Annotated in this window: 13 protein-coding genes and 2 pseudogenes; 12 read left to right on the top strand and 3 right to left on the bottom strand. The window is 68.4% G+C overall.

Going from position 1 to position 20344, the window contains the following annotated elements; all coding sequences use genetic code 11:
• Positions 1–666: 666 nt before the first annotated feature.
• A pseudogene (locus ACIO3P_RS04285) lies at positions 667–1260 on the bottom strand (ISAzo13 family transposase); the annotation flags it as partial.
• 415 nt (positions 1261–1675) lie between these two features.
• On the opposite strand from ACIO3P_RS04285, the pseudogene ACIO3P_RS04280 reads away from it, so the two are divergent.
• Positions 1676–1995 (top strand): annotated as a pseudogene (locus tag ACIO3P_RS04280) (IS5/IS1182 family transposase); the annotation flags it as partial.
• A gap of 929 nt (positions 1996–2924) precedes the next feature.
• Here ACIO3P_RS04280 and ACIO3P_RS04275 read toward each other — a convergent pair.
• Both ACIO3P_RS04275 and ACIO3P_RS04270 read right to left on the bottom strand, forming a co-directional pair.
• Positions 2925–3200 carry a winged helix-turn-helix domain-containing protein gene (locus ACIO3P_RS04275; RefSeq protein WP_401850743.1) on the bottom strand — a complete coding sequence of 92 codons (276 nt, stop codon included), beginning with the start codon at positions 3198–3200 and terminating at the stop codon, positions 2925–2927.
• 390 nt (positions 3201–3590) lie between these two features.
• Positions 3591–4583 carry a hypothetical protein gene (locus ACIO3P_RS04270; protein WP_329827097.1) on the bottom strand — a complete coding sequence of 331 codons (993 nt, stop codon included), beginning with the start codon at positions 4581–4583 and terminating at the stop codon, positions 3591–3593.
• A 133-nt stretch (positions 4584–4716) separates the two neighbouring features.
• On the opposite strand from ACIO3P_RS04270, the gene ACIO3P_RS04265 reads away from it, so the two are divergent.
• The 11 genes from ACIO3P_RS04265 to ACIO3P_RS04215 all read left to right on the top strand — a co-directional run bounded on the left by ACIO3P_RS04265 (position 4717) and on the right by ACIO3P_RS04215 (position 20285).
• Entirely contained in the window at positions 4717–7338 is a 2622-nt protein-coding gene (locus ACIO3P_RS04265) for a valine--tRNA ligase (protein ID WP_329827099.1), read from the top strand.
• Positions 7339–7529: 191 nt separating this feature from the next.
• Positions 7530–9062 (top strand): glutamate ligase domain-containing protein, encoded by a 1533-nt coding sequence (locus ACIO3P_RS04260; protein WP_329827100.1) that lies wholly within the window; start codon positions 7530–7532, stop codon positions 9060–9062.
• 5 nt (positions 9063–9067) lie between these two features.
• Positions 9068–9421 (top strand): DUF4233 domain-containing protein, encoded by a 354-nt coding sequence (locus ACIO3P_RS04255; RefSeq protein WP_329827102.1) that lies wholly within the window; start codon positions 9068–9070, stop codon positions 9419–9421.
• A gap of 120 nt (positions 9422–9541) precedes the next feature.
• On the top strand, positions 9542–9955 hold the full coding sequence (ndk, locus tag ACIO3P_RS04250; RefSeq protein WP_401788833.1) for a nucleoside-diphosphate kinase: 414 nt from the start codon (positions 9542–9544) through the stop codon (positions 9953–9955).
• Between the two features lie 248 nt (positions 9956–10203).
• Complete coding sequence (locus ACIO3P_RS04245; protein WP_329827104.1) at positions 10204–11223, top strand: rod shape-determining protein; 1020 nt, start codon at positions 10204–10206, stop codon at positions 11221–11223.
• Positions 11224–11327: 104 nt separating this feature from the next.
• Positions 11328–12416, top strand: coding sequence for a rod shape-determining protein MreC (gene mreC / locus ACIO3P_RS04240; protein WP_329827105.1), 1089 nt, complete (start codon positions 11328–11330; stop codon positions 12414–12416).
• 11 nt (positions 12417–12427) lie between these two features.
• Positions 12428–13096: a rod shape-determining protein MreD gene (mreD, locus tag ACIO3P_RS04235; protein WP_329827107.1), complete on the top strand. Its 669-nt coding sequence runs from the start codon at positions 12428–12430 to the stop codon at positions 13094–13096.
• 124 nt (positions 13097–13220) lie between these two features.
• Positions 13221–15395: a penicillin-binding protein 2 gene (gene mrdA / locus ACIO3P_RS04230; protein ID WP_329827108.1), complete on the top strand. Its 2175-nt coding sequence runs from the start codon at positions 13221–13223 to the stop codon at positions 15393–15395.
• A gap of 3 nt (positions 15396–15398) precedes the next feature.
• Positions 15399–16598: a rod shape-determining protein RodA gene (gene rodA / locus ACIO3P_RS04225; protein ID WP_329827109.1), complete on the top strand. Its 1200-nt coding sequence runs from the start codon at positions 15399–15401 to the stop codon at positions 16596–16598.
• A 63-nt stretch (positions 16599–16661) separates the two neighbouring features.
• The gene (locus tag ACIO3P_RS04220; RefSeq protein WP_401850737.1) at positions 16662–18257 is read left to right on the top strand and encodes a CHAD domain-containing protein; all 1596 of its coding nucleotides are present in this window, start codon (positions 16662–16664) and stop codon (positions 18255–18257) included.
• Positions 18258–18359: 102 nt separating this feature from the next.
• Positions 18360–20285 (top strand): TIGR03960 family B12-binding radical SAM protein, encoded by a 1926-nt coding sequence (locus tag ACIO3P_RS04215; RefSeq protein ID WP_329827111.1) that lies wholly within the window; start codon positions 18360–18362, stop codon positions 20283–20285.
• The last annotated feature ends 59 nt before the right edge of the window (positions 20286–20344 follow it).

Genomic DNA, 20344 nt, shown 5'->3' with positions numbered 1-20344 from the left:
GGAATGACTCAGTAGAGGTATCTGGTTCAAACGGCACGAGTGAAGAAGAGCTCAGGGTGTAGCAGTGATCCCTGACTTCTTGCTCCTGCGGGCTCGGCCAGACGCTCCGGATCAATCTCTAGGTGTACGCGGCGCGGGCCGTGTTGCATAAATGCGGCAAACTTAATCATAAATCGATAATGAAACGCTGATGTGGTGGGCCGTGTGCTTCCAGAAGCGGGCGACCTACTGTTTCGCGCGACTGTTGGTCATCGCGATGGTGCCGAAGAGCTGGCTGAGGCGGTCCAAGGTGGCGAGATTGCGAAGGTGGAGCACGGTGGACAGGACCCGATCGGCTGGGGTGAGCTTGGATTGGCGCCTGTGCTGCGAGGGACCACGTGCTCGCGGCCGCGACGTGCGCGGGGCAATTGCTTGCGTTGAACCTCCAACGCTGGAGTCCGCGCGTTGATGAGCTCGCTGAGCTGTTGGCAGGTCATACCGGTTAGTTCAGGGTCCTGCAATGCGATGTCGGACATGCTGGCGTGGCCGATGCGCCGACTGTGCTCCCACAGCATGAGGTGATGCGGCCTGTTCGCCAGGGGCTGGTCTGAGTGTGTTGTTGGTCGCCGTCGTGGCTAGTGGAGAGTGTGGTTCCAGTCGACTGACCTGGATGCTGGTGGGCAGAGATTAGTGTCGTTCGGCGCGCACGGTCAGGCTGGGTCTGGTTGTGGTTGCGGCAATGGTCTTGACGATTGCTTTGTGGCTGGCCAGGGCCCTTCTATGCCAGTTCATGGTGATGTGGGAGAACAGCCGGTGTTCGATTCGGTTCAAGTTTGCTGTTCCAGGAGCCAGGAGCCAGGAGCCAGGAGCCAGGAGCCAGGAGCCAGGAGCCAGGTGGCAGACGGCGATATCCGGTCCGGCCCTGGCGGCGAAGTGGGCGAGTTCGGTCTTCCAGGTGCGGGTGCGACACTCGTTGGAGCCGTATGCCTTCGCGGTGATCAGTATTCGGCCGGCCGTTGGACAGGCGGTCTGCCTGGATACGTTCCACGAGCGGCGGTCGGACACGATGGCGAACGCGGCATTGTCGTGGTCGGTGCCCACGTTGACCCAGTCGGCGTTCGCGACGTCGTCGTAGATGCTGTAAGGCACCGCCCTGTGCAGCTCCCGGTCCGGGAAGCCGTGAGTGCCAACCCACGCAGGTTCGGCTCTCGGCTCCCCTTCATGGCCGTTGTTCTTGAACGGGCCGACCAGTTTCCTTTTCGTGGTCACCCTGATCACCGGAGCCCCACCGTCCCCGGATTGCGGGCCCGCTCGTTGCGGTAGTGGAACTGTGCGTCTCGGTGTGGCTCTGCCGGGTCAAGATCGGCGAGCTTGCGGGTGGATTTTAGTCGTCCAGCGCAGCGACGACAGGGGACCTTAGCGTTGGGCTCGACCAGAGTGAGGAGAGCGTCCAACGGTGGGTTCAGGGCGACGATGCGTTTGCGGGCACCACCGGGCCAGCGGATGCGTCTCAACGACACCTGGCCGGAGCCGAGTTCCCCCATTCTGACAGACATAGTGGCCTCACGACACCGGCGGCGCGGGCGACCGCTCTGATTCCGCCGTGGCCCAGCGGCCGGGCCTCCGCCCCTATTCAGCAGACGACGCTGCCGCTCGTCGGGGTACGGCAGAATCACCGTGAACTTGGCTGTCAGGACTCGGACGGCCCCGGGGCAGCTTGACCATGGCGGGTGAAAGGCGGATGCCGACCCATGGCGCTCCTCGTCACGCCCGACCAGTGGGGCGACGCGCAGATGATCGAGGTCCTCGAACGTGTCCGCGTTCCCCGGCCGAGGGGCCGTCGCCCTTGCGCGCGGCCGGACCACCTAGGCAGCGACAAGGCATACAGCTCCCGCCGCTACCTGCGAAGAAGCCAGATTGGGCACACCATCCCCGAACCGAAGGACCAACCGCACACGTCGCGGCAACAAGGGCGGCCAGTCCGCCAGCTTCGACAGCATCTCGAAGAGGTGCAGGGAGGCAAGAACAAGCCAAGAATCTAACTTACTGTTGACATGCTATTGCGCTAGGTGATCAACTCTGGCTGGTTCAGTCGCCGTTTGTCGCGGCGTTGGTTGATTTCAAAGAGGGGGTTTTGGGTTATGTCGAAAATTCGACGAATGGCAGCGGTAGTATGTGTAACGGCAGCGGCGGGTGTTATTCCTGTCGTCACGGCTGCGCCGGCGCAAGCCGATCAGTATTCCTGTATGCAGTACCTGCGTGACGTTGGCTACACGGTCGGGTCCGGTGTGTCAAATGGCTGTTACTTGGGAGAAGATTGGACTACGTGGACTTTCTGTTCCCCCACTTTGACTGCCATAGGGGTTTCTTTTCGGCACGCAAGTCAGGCTTGTGATCTGGCGCGTTCCTGAACTCCTATGGGGTGGTTGGTGGAAACGCTCTGTACTGCGATATGCGGTCGTCAGATGCCGTATTGGGAATCGCGGTAGACCGTCAACCGGCCGCTCAGGAGTTTCAGATGATAACCAAGTTCCAGGATATCGAAAATTCCTGGGATGGGTTTTTCCCACTTTGGTGTCGGGATTAGTCTTGGCTAACTCTGATTCTTCACCGTTGTGAGAGATTGATCGACTCAGATCTCTTCGGCAGGGTTGAGGTCGGGGCTTAGGGCGACAGGTAGTGGTCAGCCGCTTCCGGGCTTCGGTGAACTCGCTCAGGACTGCGATCTCGTCGGCATTATGGTTGTCCCAGACGGGCACGATTCGGCTGCCGAGTTGTTGGCGGGCGGCGATCGGCAGGTCCCGGTAGTCGCTTCAGGAGAAACTCTTGAGTCCATCGTGCTGGCCGTCGCCCTGACGCGATCGATATCCGTCTCCGCGACCGGTCGCATACCCGCACGACTGGGCCGCGGCCTCGTCGTGACCAGGTTTTCGCTTGCGGCGGCATCATGGAGGATCCGGCTTTGTCCTCGGAGAGGGGCCAGGCCCCACAGGCCACCCCGAATCGTCAGTGCAGAGCCACACCTTCTTGATCCGCCCGGCCGCCGCGTCGTCGTCCCGTGCCACGGCCCGACGGGCAAGTGCCTCGCAGGTCCAGCCGTTATGCACCAGAAGTTTCCGCATGACGTGGATCGTATAAGTCAGGTGGAAGAGCTGAGCTATCACCGACTTGCCCCGGTCAAGCGTCCATCGTCGGTCTTTCCGGCGATGGACGCTTGACACTCTGGCCAGCTCCGCCTCCAGTAGCGTGAACTGCTTCTGGCTCAGCCTGAGCAGCGACGTCAGACCTTATGATCGCAGAGCTCGCGGACTGCCTCGTTCTACGTCTGCCGCCGTCGCTGCACCGACCGGATGCTCACCCGCAGGTCCATGGCGATCACCGTACTCGCCTCCCCCTGGGTGAACTACTCCGCCGCCTGGAGCTGTAGCCTCTCGCGAAACTGCTGGCGACCCAGCAGTCAGCCTGCCTTCTTGTGGATACTGCATACCCCTGGTAATACCGCAGCGGCGATTAACAGTCAGCCCCACAGGTTCAACCTCGGTAGCTGTCAACAGACAAGGAATCCCCACCGGTTTGACTTTGCTAGGCACTCCTACGAGGCTTGCGTGGGGTTACTTGATCTCTGTGCGGACATCGTTACGCAGCTTGGCAGCCTGCGTGGCGGCGTCCTCCAGGGACATGCTCTTGCCGGTGAGGACGGCGGCTGCGTCTGTCGAGATCACGTACGACACGGTGCTGTGGTCACCCCAGATGCAGACTGGCACGGTGAATTCGCCGGGTCCGGTGCTGGAGCTTGAGCCCAATTTGTACTTGATCTCCTGGCACTTCATGACGCCGTTCTCGAAACCGGCGGGCGTGAACTCCTGTGGATCACCCGCGAGCTCGACGGACTCGCCGCTGCCATCGCTGTTTTCCTTCGATTTTTTCTGCGACTCGGCCCACATAGCATCAACGACCTTCTCCGGGTCGTCGATCTCGCCGTAGACGCCGTGGAATTGAAGCTGCTTCACTGCGGCGCCTTCGCCAGCCTTATAGTCGGCGGTGACATTCTTAGGGTTCGTGACACCCCACTTTTCGGCTTCCGCGACGTCGCTGTTGGCCAGGCTGCCACCGCTCGATCCGCTGCCCTTGGATTTCTCGAACTCGCCGCCCAGCACCGTCGCCGGTGTCGTCAGCTCGTACTTCTTGCCGTCGTCCGCGACCGAGCCGCCGCCCCCGCCGCCGCCCGACGTGAAGAAGTACACCCCGCCGGCTATCACCGCGAGCGCCACCACGGACACCCCGATGATCAGTCCGGTCTTCTTCTTCGGGGCACCCGGCGGAGGCGGGTAGGCGCCGCCGCCGTACGCGGGCTGCTGGCCGTAGGGCGGGGTGGGCTGCTGGCCGTACGGGCCCGGCTGGGGCTGCTGGCCGTAGGGGCCCTGCTGCGGGTAGCCGTACCCGGGGGGCTGCTGCGGCGGGACGCCCTGCGGGGGGCCCGGCGGGTAACCGTAGCCGGGCTGCGGCGGTCCCTGCGGCGGCTGCTGGCCGTACGGGCCCGGCTGACCGTACGGTCCGGGCTGCTGCGGCTGCCCGCCGTACGGGCCCGGCTGGTTGTAGCTCATGTGCGCTGTCCCTCGATTCTTATGTTTTCCGAACATCCTGACGGGGGATCCGCGGCGGCGGGGCATCGGGGGTGGCACTGTTACGCAACATCTCGTTTCTGCACAGGGCTGTGACACCTCTAAACTGAGCCCCGTGACCGAGAATCCACAGCAGCAGCCAGCCAGCAACCCCGAACTGCCGACCCAGTACGTGCCGGCCGAGGTAGAGGGGAAGCTGTACGAGCGCTGGGTGGACCGCGGTTACTTCGAAGCGGACGCGAAGAGCGAGAAGCCCCCCTTCACCGTCGTCATCCCCCCGCCGAACGTCACCGGCAGCCTGCACCTGGGCCACGCCTTCGAGCACACGCTCATCGACGCCGTCACGCGCCGCAAGCGCATGCAGGGGTACGAGACGCTCTGGCAGCCCGGCATGGACCACGCGGGCATCGCCACGCAGAACGTCGTCGAGCGCGAGCTGGCCAAGGACGGCAAGTCCCGGCACGACCTGGGGCGCGAGGCGTTCGTCGAGCGCGTCTGGCAGTGGAAGGCCGAGTCCGGCGGGCAGATCTCCGGGCAGATGCGCCGCCTCGGCGACGGTGTCGACTGGTCCCGTGAGCGCTTCACCATGGACGAAGGGCTCTCCCAGGCCGTCCAGACCATCTTCAAGAAGCTCTACGACGACGAGCTGATCTACCGCGCCGAGCGCATCATCAACTGGTGCCCGCGCTGTCTGACCGCGATCTCCGACATCGAGGTCGAGTACCAGGACGACGAAGGCGAACTGGTCTCGCTCAAGTACGGGGACGGGGACGACTCCGTCGTCGTCGCGACGACCCGCGCCGAGACGATGCTCGGGGACACGGCCGTCGCCGTCCACCCGGACGACGCGCGGTACGCGCACCTCGTCGGCCGGCGGATCAGGCTGCCGCTCACCGACCGTACGATCCCGGTCGTCGCTGACGAGCACGTCGACCCGGAGTTCGGCACGGGCGCCGTCAAGGTGACCCCGGCGCACGACCCGAACGACTTCGAGATCGGCCGCCGCCACGACCTGCCCAACATCACGGTCATGGACGAGCGCGCCGTCATCACCGTCCCCGGCCCCTTCGAGGGCCTGGACCGGATGGAGGCGCGCAGCGCCATCGTCGCCGCGCTGCGGGCCGAGGGCCGGATCGTCGCCGAGAAGCGCCCGTACACCCACTCCGTCGGGCACTGCTCGCGCTGCAAGACGACCGTCGAGCCCCGGCTGTCCATGCAGTGGTGGGTCAAGGTCGGTCCGCTGGCGCAGGCCGCCGGTGACGCCGTCCGCGACGGGAAGGTCGCGATCCACCCGAAGGAGATGGAGCCGCGCTACTTCGCGTGGGTCGACAACCTCCGCGACTGGTGCATCTCGCGCCAGCTCTGGTGGGGCCACCGCATCCCCGTCTGGTACGGGCCGAACGGCGAGACGATCTGTGTCGGTCCCGACGACGAGGCGCCGACCGGCGAGGGCTGGACGCAGGACACCGACGTCCTGGACACGTGGTTCTCGTCCGGGCTGTGGCCGTTCTCCACGCTGGGCTGGCCCGAACAGACCGAGAGCCTGGAGAAGTTCTATCCGAACTCGGTCCTGATCACCGGGTACGACATCCTGTTCTTCTGGGTCGCCCGGATGATGATGTTCGGCCTGTACGCGATGGACGGCACCCCGCCGTTCCACACCATCGCGCTACACGGCATGGTCCGTGACCAGTTCGGCAAGAAGATGTCGAAGTCCTTCGGGAACGCGGTCAATCCGCTGGACTGGATGGACAAGTACGGTTCCGACGCGGTCCGTTTCACGCTCGCGCGCGGCGCCAACCCGGGCGTCGACGTCCCGATCGGCGAGGACTGGGTCCAGGGCTCCCGCAACTTCGCCAACAAGGTCTGGAACGCGACCCGCTTCGCGATGATGAACGGCGCGACCGTCGAGGGCCCGCTGCCCGACGCGGCCGACATGTCCGCCACCGACCGGTGGATCCTCTCGCGGCTCGGCGCCGTGGTCGCCGAGGTCGACGCGTACTACGAGGACTACCAGTTCGCGAAGCTCTCCGACTCCCTCTTCCACTTCGCGTGGGACGAGGTCTTCGACTGGTACGTCGAGCTGTCCAAGACGACGTTCTTCGAGGGCGGCGAGCCCGCGAAGGTCTCCGGACGCGTCCTCGGCGAGGTCCTGGACACCACCCTGCGTCTCCTGCACCCGATCGTCCCCTTCGTCACCGAGACGCTGTGGACCACGCTCACCGGCAAGGAGTCCGTCGTCGTCGCCGAGTGGCCGGCCGACAGCGGGTTCCGGGACGCGGCGGCCGAGCGTGAGATCGAGCACCTCCAGCAGGTGATCACCGAGGTCCGCAGGTTCCGTGCCGACCAGGGCCTCCAGCCCGGCCAGAAGGTCCCGGCCCGGCTCGACCTGTCGGGCACCTCGCTCGCCGCGCACGAGGCGGCCATCCGCCAGCTCCTGCGGCTCCAGCCGGAGGGCGAGGGCTTCCACGCCACCGCCACCCTGCCGGTCGCCGGGGCCACCGTCGCGCTGGACCTGTCCGGCACGATCGACGTCGAGGCGGAGCGCAAGCGCCTGACGAAGGACCTCGGCGCGGCGGAGAAGGAGAAGGCGCAGGCGATCGCGAAGCTCGGCAACGAGGCGTTCCTCGCCAAGGCGCCGGACAACGTGGTCGACAAGATCCGCGGCCGGCTCGCCAAGGCGGAGGCGGACATCGAGCGCCTCACCGCGCAGGTGGCCGGACTGCCGCAGGGCTGACGCCCTCGCTCGTACGTTCCCGGCAGCAGCCCATGGATCCCCCCGACCGGCACCGGTCGGGGGGGATCGATGCTTTCCGGACGGCGCACGGACGGCGTACGGAGGGGGTACGGCGGAGGTACGGAGGCATTCGCGCCCTCGGGGGGGGGCGCGCCGGAGCCGGTGTCGGTGGTCCTCCGTAGACTGGTCCCGTGAGCGAGCACCGTCCTTCCGACCAGCCCGGCGAGCCCGGCGATTTCGACGAGTTCGATGAATTCGACGAGATCACCGCAGCCGCGACCGACCGAGACCCCGACCTCGCGGTGATCGAGGCCGGCAGCCGTACGCTGCGCGCCCAGGCCGGGCCGGCGCAGGACGACGGTGTGCCGGCCCGCCCCGAGGATCCCGAGGTGGACAAGGCCCTGCGCGCCGTCGAGCAGGAGCTCGCGGGACGCTGGGGCGAGACCAAGCTGGACCCGTCCCGCGTCAGGATCGAGGCGCTGCTGAACGTGCTGGGCGACCCCCAGCGCGCCTACCCGACGATCCACATCACCGGCACCAACGGCAAGACGTCCACGGCCCGGATGATCGAGGCCCTGCTCGGCGCGTTCGACCTGCGCACCGGCCGCTACACCAGCCCGCACATCCAGTCGATCACCGAGCGGATCAGTCTGGACGGGGCCCCGATCTCCGCCGAGCGGTTCATCGAGACGTACGAGGACATCAAGGCGTACGTCGAGATGGTCGACGGCATGCAGGAGTACCGGCTCTCGTTCTTCGAGGTGCTGACGGCCATGGCGTACGCGGCGTTCGCGGACGCCCCGGTGGACGTCGGCGTCGTCGAGGTCGGCATGGGCGGCACCTGGGACGCGACCAACGTCATCGACGCGTCGGTCGCCGTCGTCACCCCCATCGACCTGGACCACACGGACCGGCTCGGTTCCACACCCGGCGAGATCGCCGCGGAGAAGGCCGGGATCATCAAGGACGGCGCGACGGTCGTCCTGGCGCAGCAGCCGGTGGACGCGGCCCAGGTGATGCTGAAGAAGGCCGTCGACGTCGACGCGACGGTGGCCCGCTCGGGCATGGAGTTCGGCGTGGTCGCCCGCGAGATCGCGGTCGGCGGCCAGTTGCTGACGCTGCGCGGCCTCGGCGGGGAGTACGAGCAGGTCTTCCTCCCGCTGTACGGGGCGCACCAGGCGCACAACGCGGCGGTGGCGCTGGCGGCGGTGGAGGCGTTCTTCGGGATCGGCGCCCAGCACGCGCGGCGGCTCGACATGGACACGGTCCGCAAGGCGTTCGCCTCGGTGTCCTCGCCGGGCCGGCTCGAAGTCGTACGGCGCTCGCCGACGGTGGTGCTGGACGCGGCGCACAACCCGGCGGGCGCGCGCGCCGCGGCCGAGGGCGTCACGGAGTCGTTCGGCTTCAGCCGGCTGATCGGGGTCGTGGGGTCGAGCGAGGGCAAGGACGTCCGCGGGGTCCTGGAGGCGCTGGAGCCGATCTGTACGGAGATCGTGGTCACGCGGAATTCCAGCCATCGTGCGATGGACGTGGACGAGCTGGCGGGCGTCGCCGTCGAGGTCTTCGGTGACGACCGCGTCCAGGTCGAGCCACGGCTGGACGACGCGCTGGAGGCGGCGATCACGCTCGCGGAGGAGGAGTCCGAGTTCGCCGGTGCCGGGGTGCTGGTGACCGGATCCGTGATCACGGTCGGCGAGGCCCGGCTGCTGCTGAAGAGGGGCTGAATTCCGTGCGAACGCTCTGCGCGTCGACCTTGATCGGTGAATTCTTCGTGATCGGTTTCGCCGGTCTGGTCGCCATGAAATCGGACGACCTGTCGGTGGGGACGGTCTGGACGGTCTGCGGTGTCGCCATGCTGTTCTCCGTGCTGCTGTGCGGGATGATCACCCGCCCCGGCGGGGTCCAGCTCGGCTGGGCGCTCCAGGTCGGCCTGGTCGCGAGCGGTTTCGTGGTCCCGGCGATGTTCGTGCTGGGGGTGCTGTTCGGGGCGCTGTGGTGGGCGTCGGTGCACTACGGCCGGGTGATCGACGAGGCGAAGGCGCGCTGGGCCGCACAGGCATCGGCAGAGGCTGACGCTGCGTAACCGGTGATGCGGGGTGCACTGTAGCCTCTGTGGTCCCGGAGCAAGCCTCCGTGGCCCGGACCAAGCCTCCGAGGCCCGGATTCCGGCATCCCGCATTCCCCACAGTAAGGAGCCCGTACCGTGAGCCAGCGCACGCTCGTCCTGCTCAAGCCCGACGCCGTACGCCGTCACCTCGTCGGCGAGATCATCGGCCGGATCGAGCGCAAGGCGGACTGGACCCTGATCGCGCTGGAGCTGCGCACGCTCGACCAGGACACGCTGGAGCAGCACTACGGCGAGCACCAGGGCAAGCCCTTCTACGAGCCGCTGGTCGCGTTCATGGCGTCGGGCCCCGTCGTCGCGCTCGTCGTCGAGGGCGAGCGGGTCATCGAGGGCGTCCGCGCGCTGGCCGGCCCCACTGACCCGATCGCCGCAGCGCCCGGGTCCATCCGGGGGGACTTCGGGACCATCGTCCGGGAGAACCTGATCCACGCCTCGGACTCCGAGGAGTCCGCCATTCGGGAACTGAAGATCTTTTTCCCGGGACTTTCCTGACCACATGTCAGCCAAACGGAGCTGACCGCCTGGGGCGACCGAAGGAATTCGGTCGCCTTTGGGTATATCCAGGCCACTTCCGGGAACGCATCGGTCCGACACTTCGTCACCGTTACAGAGGTGGGCCAGCGAGCCGCCGTCGCTCCGACGGCACTACGATGGAAGCCTCCACGCCACAGCACCCACCTCGCCATCCTGATAAGCCGTCAACGCTTGGGAAGGCCAGACGCATCCTCATGGGGAACCACATGTCGTTCATCGGCCGTGACATGGCTGTCGACCTCGGGACCGCCAACACGCTGGTGTACGTCAGGGGCCGCGGGATCGTACTCAACGAGCCGTCCGTGGTCGCCATCAACACCAACACAGGCGGCATTCTCGCGGTCGGCTCAGAAGCCAAGAAAATGATCGGCCGGACACCGGGCAACATCGTTGCCGTCCGGCCGCTGAAGGACGGCGTGATCGCCGACTTCGAGATCACCGAGCGCATGCTGCGCTACTTCATCCTCAAGATCCACAAGCGCCGCTACCTCGCCCGTCCGCGCGTCGTCGTCTGTGTGCCCTCCGGCATCACCGGGGTCGAGCGCCGCGCCGTGATCGAGGCGTCCACCCAGGCCGGCGCGCGCCAGGTGCACATCATCGAGGAGCCGATGGCCGCGGCCATCGGCTCGGGACTCCCCGTCCACGAGGCCACCGGCAACATGGTCGTCGACATCGGTGGCGGCACCACCGAGGTCGCCGTCATCTCGCTCGGCGGCATCGTGACGGCACAGTCCATCCGCGTGGCCGGCGACGAGCTGGACAACGCGATCATCCAGCACATCAAGAAGGAGTACTCGCTCCTCCTCGGTGAGCGGACCGCGGAAAGCATCAAGATCACCATCGGTTCCGCGTACGACCTCGACAAGGACGAGCACACCGAGATCCGCGGCCGTGACCTGGTCTCCGGCCTGCCGAAGACCGTCGTCATCTCCGCCGCCGAGGTCCGCAAGGCCATCGAGGAGCCGGTCAACGCGATCGTCGACGCCGTGAAGACGACGCTCGACAAGTGCCCGCCCGAGCTGTCCGGCGACGTGATGGACCGCGGGATCGTGCTCACCGGCGGCGGCGCCCTGCTGCGCGGTCTCGACGAGCGGCTGCGCCGGGAGACCGGCATGCCGATCCATATCGCGGAGGATCCGCTGGACTCCGTCGCGCTGGGATCCGGCAAGTGCGTCGAGGAGTTCGAAGCACTCCAGCAGGTGCTGGACGCACAGCCTCGTCGGTGACGGAACCATCAAAGATCCGCCGAACGGGTGCCTGACTTCCCGTCCGGCGGATCGTTGAATTACAGGCACCACCCATTCCTACGAGGAAGGCACGGCCGCCGCACGTGAGGGACACACGAGAGAGCCGTCTGCTCTTGGTGCTGCTGATCGCCATCGCGTTCGCACTGATCACGGTGGACATCCGCGGCGGTGAGGATTCCCCCGTGGACGGCGCGCGCCAGGCCGCCGCCACGGTCTTCGGCCCGGTGGAGAACGGTGTCGCGGCGGCGGTGAACCCGGTCGGCAACGCCATAGGGGCCGTACGGGACTCCGGCTCGCGGCACACCCGCATCGCCGCCCTGGAGCGGGAGAACGCCGAACTCAAGCAGCGCCTCGGCAGCGACGCCCGCAACCGCAGCCAGGTCCGCGAGCTGGACAAGATGCTCCAGCGGGCCGGCGCCGGCCAGTACGGCATCAAGGGCGCCCAGGTCATCGCCATAGGAGCGGCCCAGGGCTTCTCCTGGACGGTCACCATCGACATGGGCCGCGACGACGGCATCGCACGCGACATGACCGTACTCAACGGGGACGGACTGGTCGGCCGGGTCACCACCGTCGGCCCGAACACCGCGACCGTGCTGCTCGCCAACGACCCCGGCTTCACCGTCGGCACCCGGATGGAGGGTTCCGACGAACTCGGCTTCGCCACCGGCCAGGGCGACCGGCCGCTCTCCGTACAGCTCCTCAACGGCAAGGCGAAGATCCGCAACGGCGACCGGCTGGTCACCTTCGGGTCGAGCAAGGACAAGCCGTTCGTGCCCGGCGTGCCGGTCGGCGAGGTCGTCCGCGTGGACCCGTCCGGCGGCGACCTCACCCGTACGCTCTCGGTGCGGCCGTTCGTCGGCTTCACCAAGCTGGACATCGTCGGGGTCGTCGTCGAGGCGCCCCGCGAGGACCCGAGGGACACGGTGCTGCCGCCCAAGGCCAAGCCCGTCCCGACGCCCACCGTCACCGTGACGGTCACCCCGTCGCCGGACGCCAACGCCGACCTGAACGCCGACGCCGAGGGCAACCTCGACGTCAACGGGAACACCGCCCCCGTCACCGGCACGGACCCGAACGCGAACCCGAACGCCGACCCCGACGCCGCCGCGAACGCCGATCCCGGCGACGCGGGCAACGGCAATGGCCAAGCGGCAGACGACCAGGAGTAGGGCTGAACCCCATGCGCTTCAACCGGATTCTGCTCTCCACCACCCTGGTCGTGGTCGCCCTCGTCGTCCAGGTGTCCGTCCTCGCCCGGCTCCAGCTCCCCGGCGCCGTACCCGACCTGATGCTCCTCGTCGTCCTCGCCCTGGCCTTCGTGTACGGGCATGTCGGCGGCGCCCTCATCGGCTTCGGCGCCGGGCTGCTCTCCGACCTCGCGCCGCCCGCCGACCACGCCGCCGGACGGTACGCCCTGGTCCTCTGCGTCATCGGTTACGTGGCCGGGCTGGTACGGCCCGAGAAGGGCCAGCTCCGCTCGGCACTCGCCCCGATGACCGCGGTCGTCGCCGCGGCGATCTGCTCGACCCTGCTGTACGCGGGCGTCGGCGCCCTCGTCGGCGACACCGCCGCCCGCCATGTCGGCCTCGGCGGGCTGATCCTCACCGCGGCGGTCTACGACCTGCTGCTCGCCCCGTTCGTCGTCCCGCTCGTCATGGCCCTGGCCAGACGCGCCGACAACGACCCCCTCGCCGAGTCCCGGGACAGCTCCGCGGGCGACATGGCCTCCGGCTGGGCCGGCTCCGGTACGGGGCTGCGGATCGGCGGCCAGCGCGGCGGACTGCGGGTCAGAGCGGCCCGTAATCGCGCGGCGCGGGCCGGACGGATCAAGGGGGTCAAGCGCCTGTGACCGCACCGTCCGCCGCGAACCCGTCCCCGGTGACCGCACCGCCCGCCCGTACCACTGGTACCGCCCGTACCACTCGTACCGCCCGTGACACCCGTACCGTCCGTAGCGCCCGTGGGGGGTCGCAGTGAGCAACATCCCGGAGACCGGACGGACACCCCGGGTCCAGATCCGGCTCGTCGTCATCCAGGTCCTCGTCTTCTCCCTCCTCCTCACCCTCGGCGGCCGGCTCTGGTACCTCCAGGTCCGCAACGGCCAGGAGTACACGGACGAGGCCAAGAACAACCACGTCCAGCAGGTCATCCAGCCCGCCGTCCGCGGCTCGATCCTCGACACGCGCGGGGTCCCGCTCGCCGACAACGAGACCCGTCTCGTCGTCTCCGCCAGCCGCACCGAGCTGATGAAGATGGACGACAACGGCAAGGCCGTCCTGACCAACCTCGCCGACGTCCTCGGCATGAAGCCGCAGGACGTCATCTCCAAGGTCCGGCTCTGCGACGCGAAGACCCCCCAGCCCTGCTGGAACGGTTCGCCCTACCAGCCGATCCCCGTCACCGACGAGGCCACCACCCAGCAGGCCCTCCAGATCCGCGAGCGCGCCGAGGACTTCCCTGGCATCACCGCGGAACCCACCGCCGTACGCCGCTACGCCGCGCCGGGGCTCGCCAACACCGCCCAGGTCCTCGGCTACCTCTCGCCCGTCACCGACGAAGAGATCACCAAGGCGCAGGACACCGACTCGCCGTACCTCCGCTCCGACCAGGTCGGCCGCTCAGGGCTGGAGCGCACGTACGACAAGCAGCTCCGCGGCAAGGCCGGCGTCACCCGGTACGAGGTCGACAACCTCGGCCGGGTCATCGGCCAGGCCCAGAGCGACCAGGCCGAGCCCGGCGCCAATGTCGTCACCTCGATAGACGCCCGGGTCCAGGCCGTCGCCGAGTACGAGCTGAACGAGGCGATGAAGGCCGCCCGCAAGGAGATGGACCGCAACACCAACGAGAACTACAAGGCGGACTCCGGCGCCGTCGTCGTCATGGAGGCGAAGACCGGCCGCGTCGTCGCGATGGCCTCCCAGCCGACGTACGACCCCAACTCCTGGGTCGGCGGCATCTCCGCGAAGGACTACGCGAAGCTCACCGGCAAGAAGTCCAACTTCCCGCTGCTGAACCGCGCCATCCAGGGCCAGGCGGCCCCCGGCTCGATCTTCAAGGTCATCTCGTCGACGGCCGCCGTCAACGCGGGCTACCCCTTCGACGGCAACTACCCCTGCCCCAGCTCGTACAACGTCGGCAGCCAGGTGTTCAAGAACTTCGAGTCCAAGGGGTACGGCTCGATCACCATCGGCAAGGCGCTGGAGGTCTCCTGCGACACCGTGTACTACGGTCTCGCCCACAAGGAGTGGCAGAAGGACGGCGGCACCAAGCCGAAGAAGAGCGCCAACGACTGGTTCTACAAGACCGCCCACCAGTTCGGCCTCGGCAAGGAGACCGGCATCGACCTCCCCAACGAGGTCACCGGACGCGTCCCGGACCGCCAGTGGAAGCAGAAGTTCTGGGAGGCCAACAAGGCCGGCTGGTGCAAGCAGGGCAAGAAGGGCGGCACCTACGTCCAGCAGCTCGCCTACGAAGGCTGCCTCGAAGGCAACCTGATGCGCGCCGGTGACTCCGTCAACTACTCGATCGGCCAGGGCGACACCCTCGTCACCCCGATCCAGATGGCCACGATCTACTCGGCCATCTCCAACGGCGGCACCCTCTACAACCCCACCGTCGGCAAGGCGGTCATCAGCCCCGACGGCAAGCACGTCGAGGAGATCGCGCCGAAGTCGCACGGCAAGCTGCCGATGAACAAGCAGACGCGCGACGAGATCGACGAGGCCCTCGCCGGTGTCGCCACCCGCGGCTCCGCCGCCTGGCGGTTCGGCGGCTGGCCGCAGGACAAGATCCCGATGCACGCCAAGACGGGTACGGCCGAGGTCTACGGCAAGCAGACGACCTCGTGGTTCGCCTCGTACACCAAGGACTACACGATCGTGATGACGATCTCCCAGGGTGGTACGGGCTCCGGGGCCTCCGGACCGGCCGTCCGCAAGATATACGAGGCGATGTACGGGCTGAACGCGAAGGGCGACCAGAACCTCAAGAAGGCGCTCATGCCCACCCCGCGCACCGCGCTGCCCACGATCCAGCCGGACGGCTCGATCGACGCGCCGAAGGTCAGGCCGTACGAGCCGGAGGAGGAACCGCCGGCCGATGAGCAGGTACTGGCGGGTCCGCCCGCCGCACCGGGCCGGAGGGACTGAGCCATGGCCGGTACAAGCGGCTTCTCCGTCTCCGGCTACGGTCCGGAGCGCGGGACCTGGGCCAGACTCTCGGCCCGTGACTCGATGGTGCGCCGGCTCGACTGGCCGCTGCTCTTCTCCGCGCTCGCCCTGTCGGTCCTCGGCTCCCTGCTCGTCTGGTCGGCGACCCGCAACCGCACCCACCTCAACCAGGGCGACCCCTACTACTTCCTCTTCCGTCACCTCCTCAACACCGGCATCGGGTTCGCCCTGATGATCGGCACGATCTGGCTCGGGCACCGCACCCTGCGCGGCGCGGTCCCCGTGCTGTACGGGTTCTCCGTCCTGCTGGTCGTGCTGGTCCTCACCCCGCTGGGCGCGACCATCAACGGCGCCCACTCCTGGATCGTGATCGGCGGCGGCTTCACCCTCCAGCCCTCCGAGTTCGTGAAGATCACGATCATCCTGGGCATGGCGATGATGCTCGCGGCACGGGTGGACGCGGGGGACCAGCTCCATCCCGACCACCGCACCGTCGCGAAGTCCCTCGGCCTCGCGGTGCTGCCGATGGTCATCGTCATGATGATGCCGGACCTCGGCTCGGTGATGGTCATGGCGGTCATCGTGCTCGGCGTGCTGCTCGCCTCCGGCGCCTCCAACCGCTGGATCCTCGGCCTGGTCGGCGCGGGCGTGGCCGGCGCCGTCGCGGTCGCCGCGCTCGGGGTGCTGGACGAGTACCAGATCAACCGCTTCGCCGCCTTCGCCAACCCGGAGCTCGACCCGGCGGGCGTCGGCTACAACACCAACCAGGCGCGCATCGCCATCGGCTCCGGCGGACTGACCGGCACCGGGCTCTTCCACGGCTCGCAGACCACCGGCCAGTTCGTGCCCGAGCAGCAGACCGACTTCGTCTTCACGGTCGCCGGTGAGGAGCTGGGCTTCCTCGGCGCCGGGCTGATCCTCGTCCTGCTCGGGGTGATCCTCTGGCGCGCCTGCCGGATCGCCCGCGAGACGACCGAGCTGTACGGCACGATCGTGGCCGCCGGGATCATCGCCTGGTTCGCGTTCCAGTCGTTCGAGAACATCGGGATGACGCTCGGCATCATGCCGGTGGCCGGGCTGCCGCTGCCCTTCGTGTCGTACGGGGGAACCTCCATGTTCGCCGTCTGGATAGCGGTAGGGCTGCTCCAGTCGATCCGGGTCCAGCGGCCGATAACGGCCTGACCCGCGCGGATCGGCCAGGTCGTAGGGGTGCCGCGAGGCACCCCTTACGGCTAAATTCGGTACATGGCGGACAGCAAGCGTGAGATCGAACGGAAGTACGAACTCCCCGAGCGCCCGGACACCGACGAGACGCCCGGACTGCCGGACCTCACCGGGGTCGGGAACGTCGCCGCCGTCCGGGCGCGGGGCGTCCAGGAGCTGGACGCCGTCTACTACGACACCCCCGCCCTGCGGCTGCACGCCGACACGCTCACCCTGCGCCGCAGGACGGGCGGCGAGGACGCGGGCTGGCACCTGAAGTTCCCCGTCGCCACCGGCATCCGCGACGAGATCAGGGCGCCGCTCTCCGACACCCTCCCGCCCGAGCTGGCCGGACTGGTCCGCTCCCGTGTCCGCGACGCCGAGCTGATCCCCGTCGTACGGCTGCGGACCTCGCGTGAGGTGAGCCTGCTGCTCGACGCGCGTGGCGCGCCGCTCGCCGAGGTCGCCGTCGACACCGTACGGGCGCGGCGCCTGCCCGGGACCGGGCGCAAGCGCGCCGACACCGCGTGGACCGAGGTCGAGGTGGAGCTCGCGGACGGCGCGGACCCGGCGGTCCTGGACGCCGTGGAGAAGAAGCTCCGCAAGGCGGGCCTGCGCCCGGCCGCCTCGGCCTCGAAGCTCGCCCGGGCACTCGGGGCGGGCGGCCGGGCGACGGGAGACAGGCCGGCGGGCGGCACATCGGCAGGCGGCCGGGCCGGGGGAGCGTCGCCGTCCGCGCCCGTCACCGCCGGGGACCATGTCCTGGCCTATCTGCGCGCCCAGGTCGCCACGATCGTCACCCAGGACCCCGCCGTACGCCGGGACCTGCCGGACTCCGTCCACCAGCTCCGTGTCGCCACCCGGCGGCTGCGCTCCACGTTCCGTACCCACCGCAAGGTCCTGGACCGGACGGTCACCGACCCCGTCGGCGAGGAGCTGAAGTGGCTCGCCGCCGAGCTGGGCGTCGACCGCGACCACGAGGTCCTGAGCGAGCGGCTGGCCGCCCGCGTCGGCGCCGTCCCCGGCACCCTGCTGCTGGGGCCGGTCCGCGCGCGGCTGCGGATCTGGAGCGCCGGCGGCCGGACCGGCTCCCGGGCCAGGACGGTCGCCGTACTCGACAGCGAGCGCCATCTGACCCTGCTGGCCACGCTCGACGCGCTGCTCGCGGCCCCGCCCCTGCGGCCGGCCGCGGCGAAGGCGCCGGAGAAGGTGCTGCCCGCGCGGATCGAGGGGGCGTACCACCTCCTCGCGGACCGGATCGACGGCGCGCTCGCCATGCCGCCGGGCCCGGGACGCGATCTGGCGCTGCACGAGGCCCGTAAGGCGGCCAAGCGGGTCAGGTACGCGGCGGAGGCGGCCGTCCCCGCCCTGGGGAAGCCCGCGAAGCGGTTCGCGCGGCGGATCAAGGCCGTCCAGACGGTCCTCGGCGACCACCAGGACAGCGTCGTCGCCCGCGAGGTGCTGCGGGATCTCGCGGTCAGGGCGCATGCGGCCGGCGAATCCGCGTTCACCTGGGGGCTGCTGTACGGGCAGGAGGAGACGCAGGCCGAGCGGCGTGAGCACGAACTGCCGCGGGTGTGGGAGGAGGCGGCGGATCCGGCGCTGCGCGCCCGGCTCGGGGTGCGCTCGCACGGATGAGCGAGCGGAGGGCCCGTTCGGCCGCGTTAGTCTGGGTGGTCGGCCACTGTCTGTTCATCCCGCTGGTCTGTTCATCCTGTCGGTCCACGAAAGATTCCCGTGATGCCTGTCACATCGGTCTTCCCACAGCTCGAAGCTCTGCTCCCGCATGTGCAGAAGCCGATCCAGTACGTCGGGGGTGAACTCAACTCCACCGTCAAGGAGTGGGACGACACCGACGTCCGCTGGGCGCTGATGTACCCGGACGCGTACGAGGTCGGACTGCCCAACCAGGGCGTCATGATCCTCTACGAGGTACTGAACGAGCGCGAGGGTGTCCTCGCCGAGCGCACCTACAGCGTCTGGCCGGACCTCGAAGAGCTGATGCGCGAGCACAAGGTGCCGCAGTTCACCGTCGACGCGCACCGCCCCGTCTCCGCGTTCGACGTCTTCGGACTGAGCTTCTCCACGGAGCTGGGCTACACCAACATGCTCACCGCCCTCGACCTGGCGGGGATCCCGCTGGCCGCGAAGGACCGTACCGTCGACCACCCCATCGTGCTCGCGGGCGGCCACGCGGCCTTCAACCCCGAGCCGATCGCGGAGTTCATCGACTGCGCGGTCATCGGCGACGGCGAGCAGGCGGTCCTGGAGATCACCGAGATCATCCGCGCCTGGAAGGCCGAGGACCGCCCCGGCGGGCGCGAGGAACTCCTCTTCCGGCTCGCGCGGACCGGCGGCGTGTACGTGCCGGGCTTCTACGACGTCGAGTACCTGCCGGACGGCCGGATCGGCCGCGTCGTACCCAAGCGGTCCGGCGTCCCGTGGCGGGTCTCCAAGCACACCGTCATGGACCTCGACGAGTGGCCGTACCCCAAGCAGCCGCTGGTCCCGCTCGCGGAGACCGTGCACGAGCGGATGTCCGTGGAGATCTTCCGCGGCTGCACCCGCGGCTGCCGCTTCTGCCAGGCCGGGATGATCACCCGGCCGGTGCGCGAACGCTCCATCACCGGCATCGGCGACATGGTCGAGAAGGGGCTGAAGGCCACCGGCTTCGAGGAGGTCGGGCTGCTCTCCCTCTCCTCCGCCGACCACAGCGAGATCGCGGACGTCGCCAAGGGGCTCGCTGACCGCTACCAGGAAGACAAGATCGGGCTCTCCCTGCCCTCCACCCGCGTCGACGCGTTCAACGTCGACCTGGCCAACGAGCTGACCAGGAACGGCCGCAGGTCGGGTCTGACCTTCGCCCCCGAGGGCGGCTCCGAGCGGCTGCGCAAGGTCATCAACAAGATGGTCTCGGAGGAGGACCTGATCCGTACGGTCTCCACCGCGTACGGCAACGGCTGGCGCCAGGTGAAGCTGTACTTCATGTGCGGACTGCCCACCGAGACCGACGAGGACGTCCTCCAGATCGGCGACATGGCCGTCAAGGTCATCGCCGAGGGACGCAGGGTCTCCGGACAGAACGACATCCGCTGCACCGTCTCCATCGGCGGCTTCGTGCCCAAGCCGCACACCCCGTTCCAGTGGGCGCCGCAGCTCAGCGCCGAGGAGACCGACGCCCGGCTGGTGAAGCTGCGCGACAAGATCCGCGCCGACAAGAAGTACGGTCGCTCCATCGGCTTCCGCTACCACGACGGCAAGCCCGGCATCGTCGAGGGCCTGCTCTCCCGCGGCGACCGCCGCGTCGGCGCGGTCATCCGCGCGGTGTACGAGGACGGCGGCCGGTTCGACGGCTGGCGCGAGCACTTCTCGTACGACCGCTGGATGCGGTGCGCCGAGAAGACGCTGCCGGACTTCGGCGTGGACGTCGACTGGTACACGACACGGGAGCGCACGTACGAGGAGGTCCTGCCCTGGGACCACCTCGACTCCGGTCTCGACAAGGACTGGCTCTGGGAGGACTGGCAGGACTCGCTCGACGAGACCGAGGTCGAGGACTGCCGCTGGACGCCGTGCTTCGACTGCGGGGTCTGCCCTCAGATGGACACGCAGATCCAGATCGGCCCGACCGGCAAGAAGCTGCTGCCGCTGACCGTGGTGAAGTGAGCCGCACCGCCAGGTGACGTACCGGGCCGGGACGGACCGGCCCGGCCACCGCGACGACC

Origin of the sequence: Streptomyces sp. NPDC087310 (genome assembly GCF_044744405.1) — a bacterium.
Taxonomy (GTDB): Bacteria; Actinomycetota; Actinomycetes; order Streptomycetales; family Streptomycetaceae; genus Streptomyces.
Note: the sequence above shows the minus strand (reverse complement) of the source record. Positions and strands in the feature narration are given on the sequence as shown.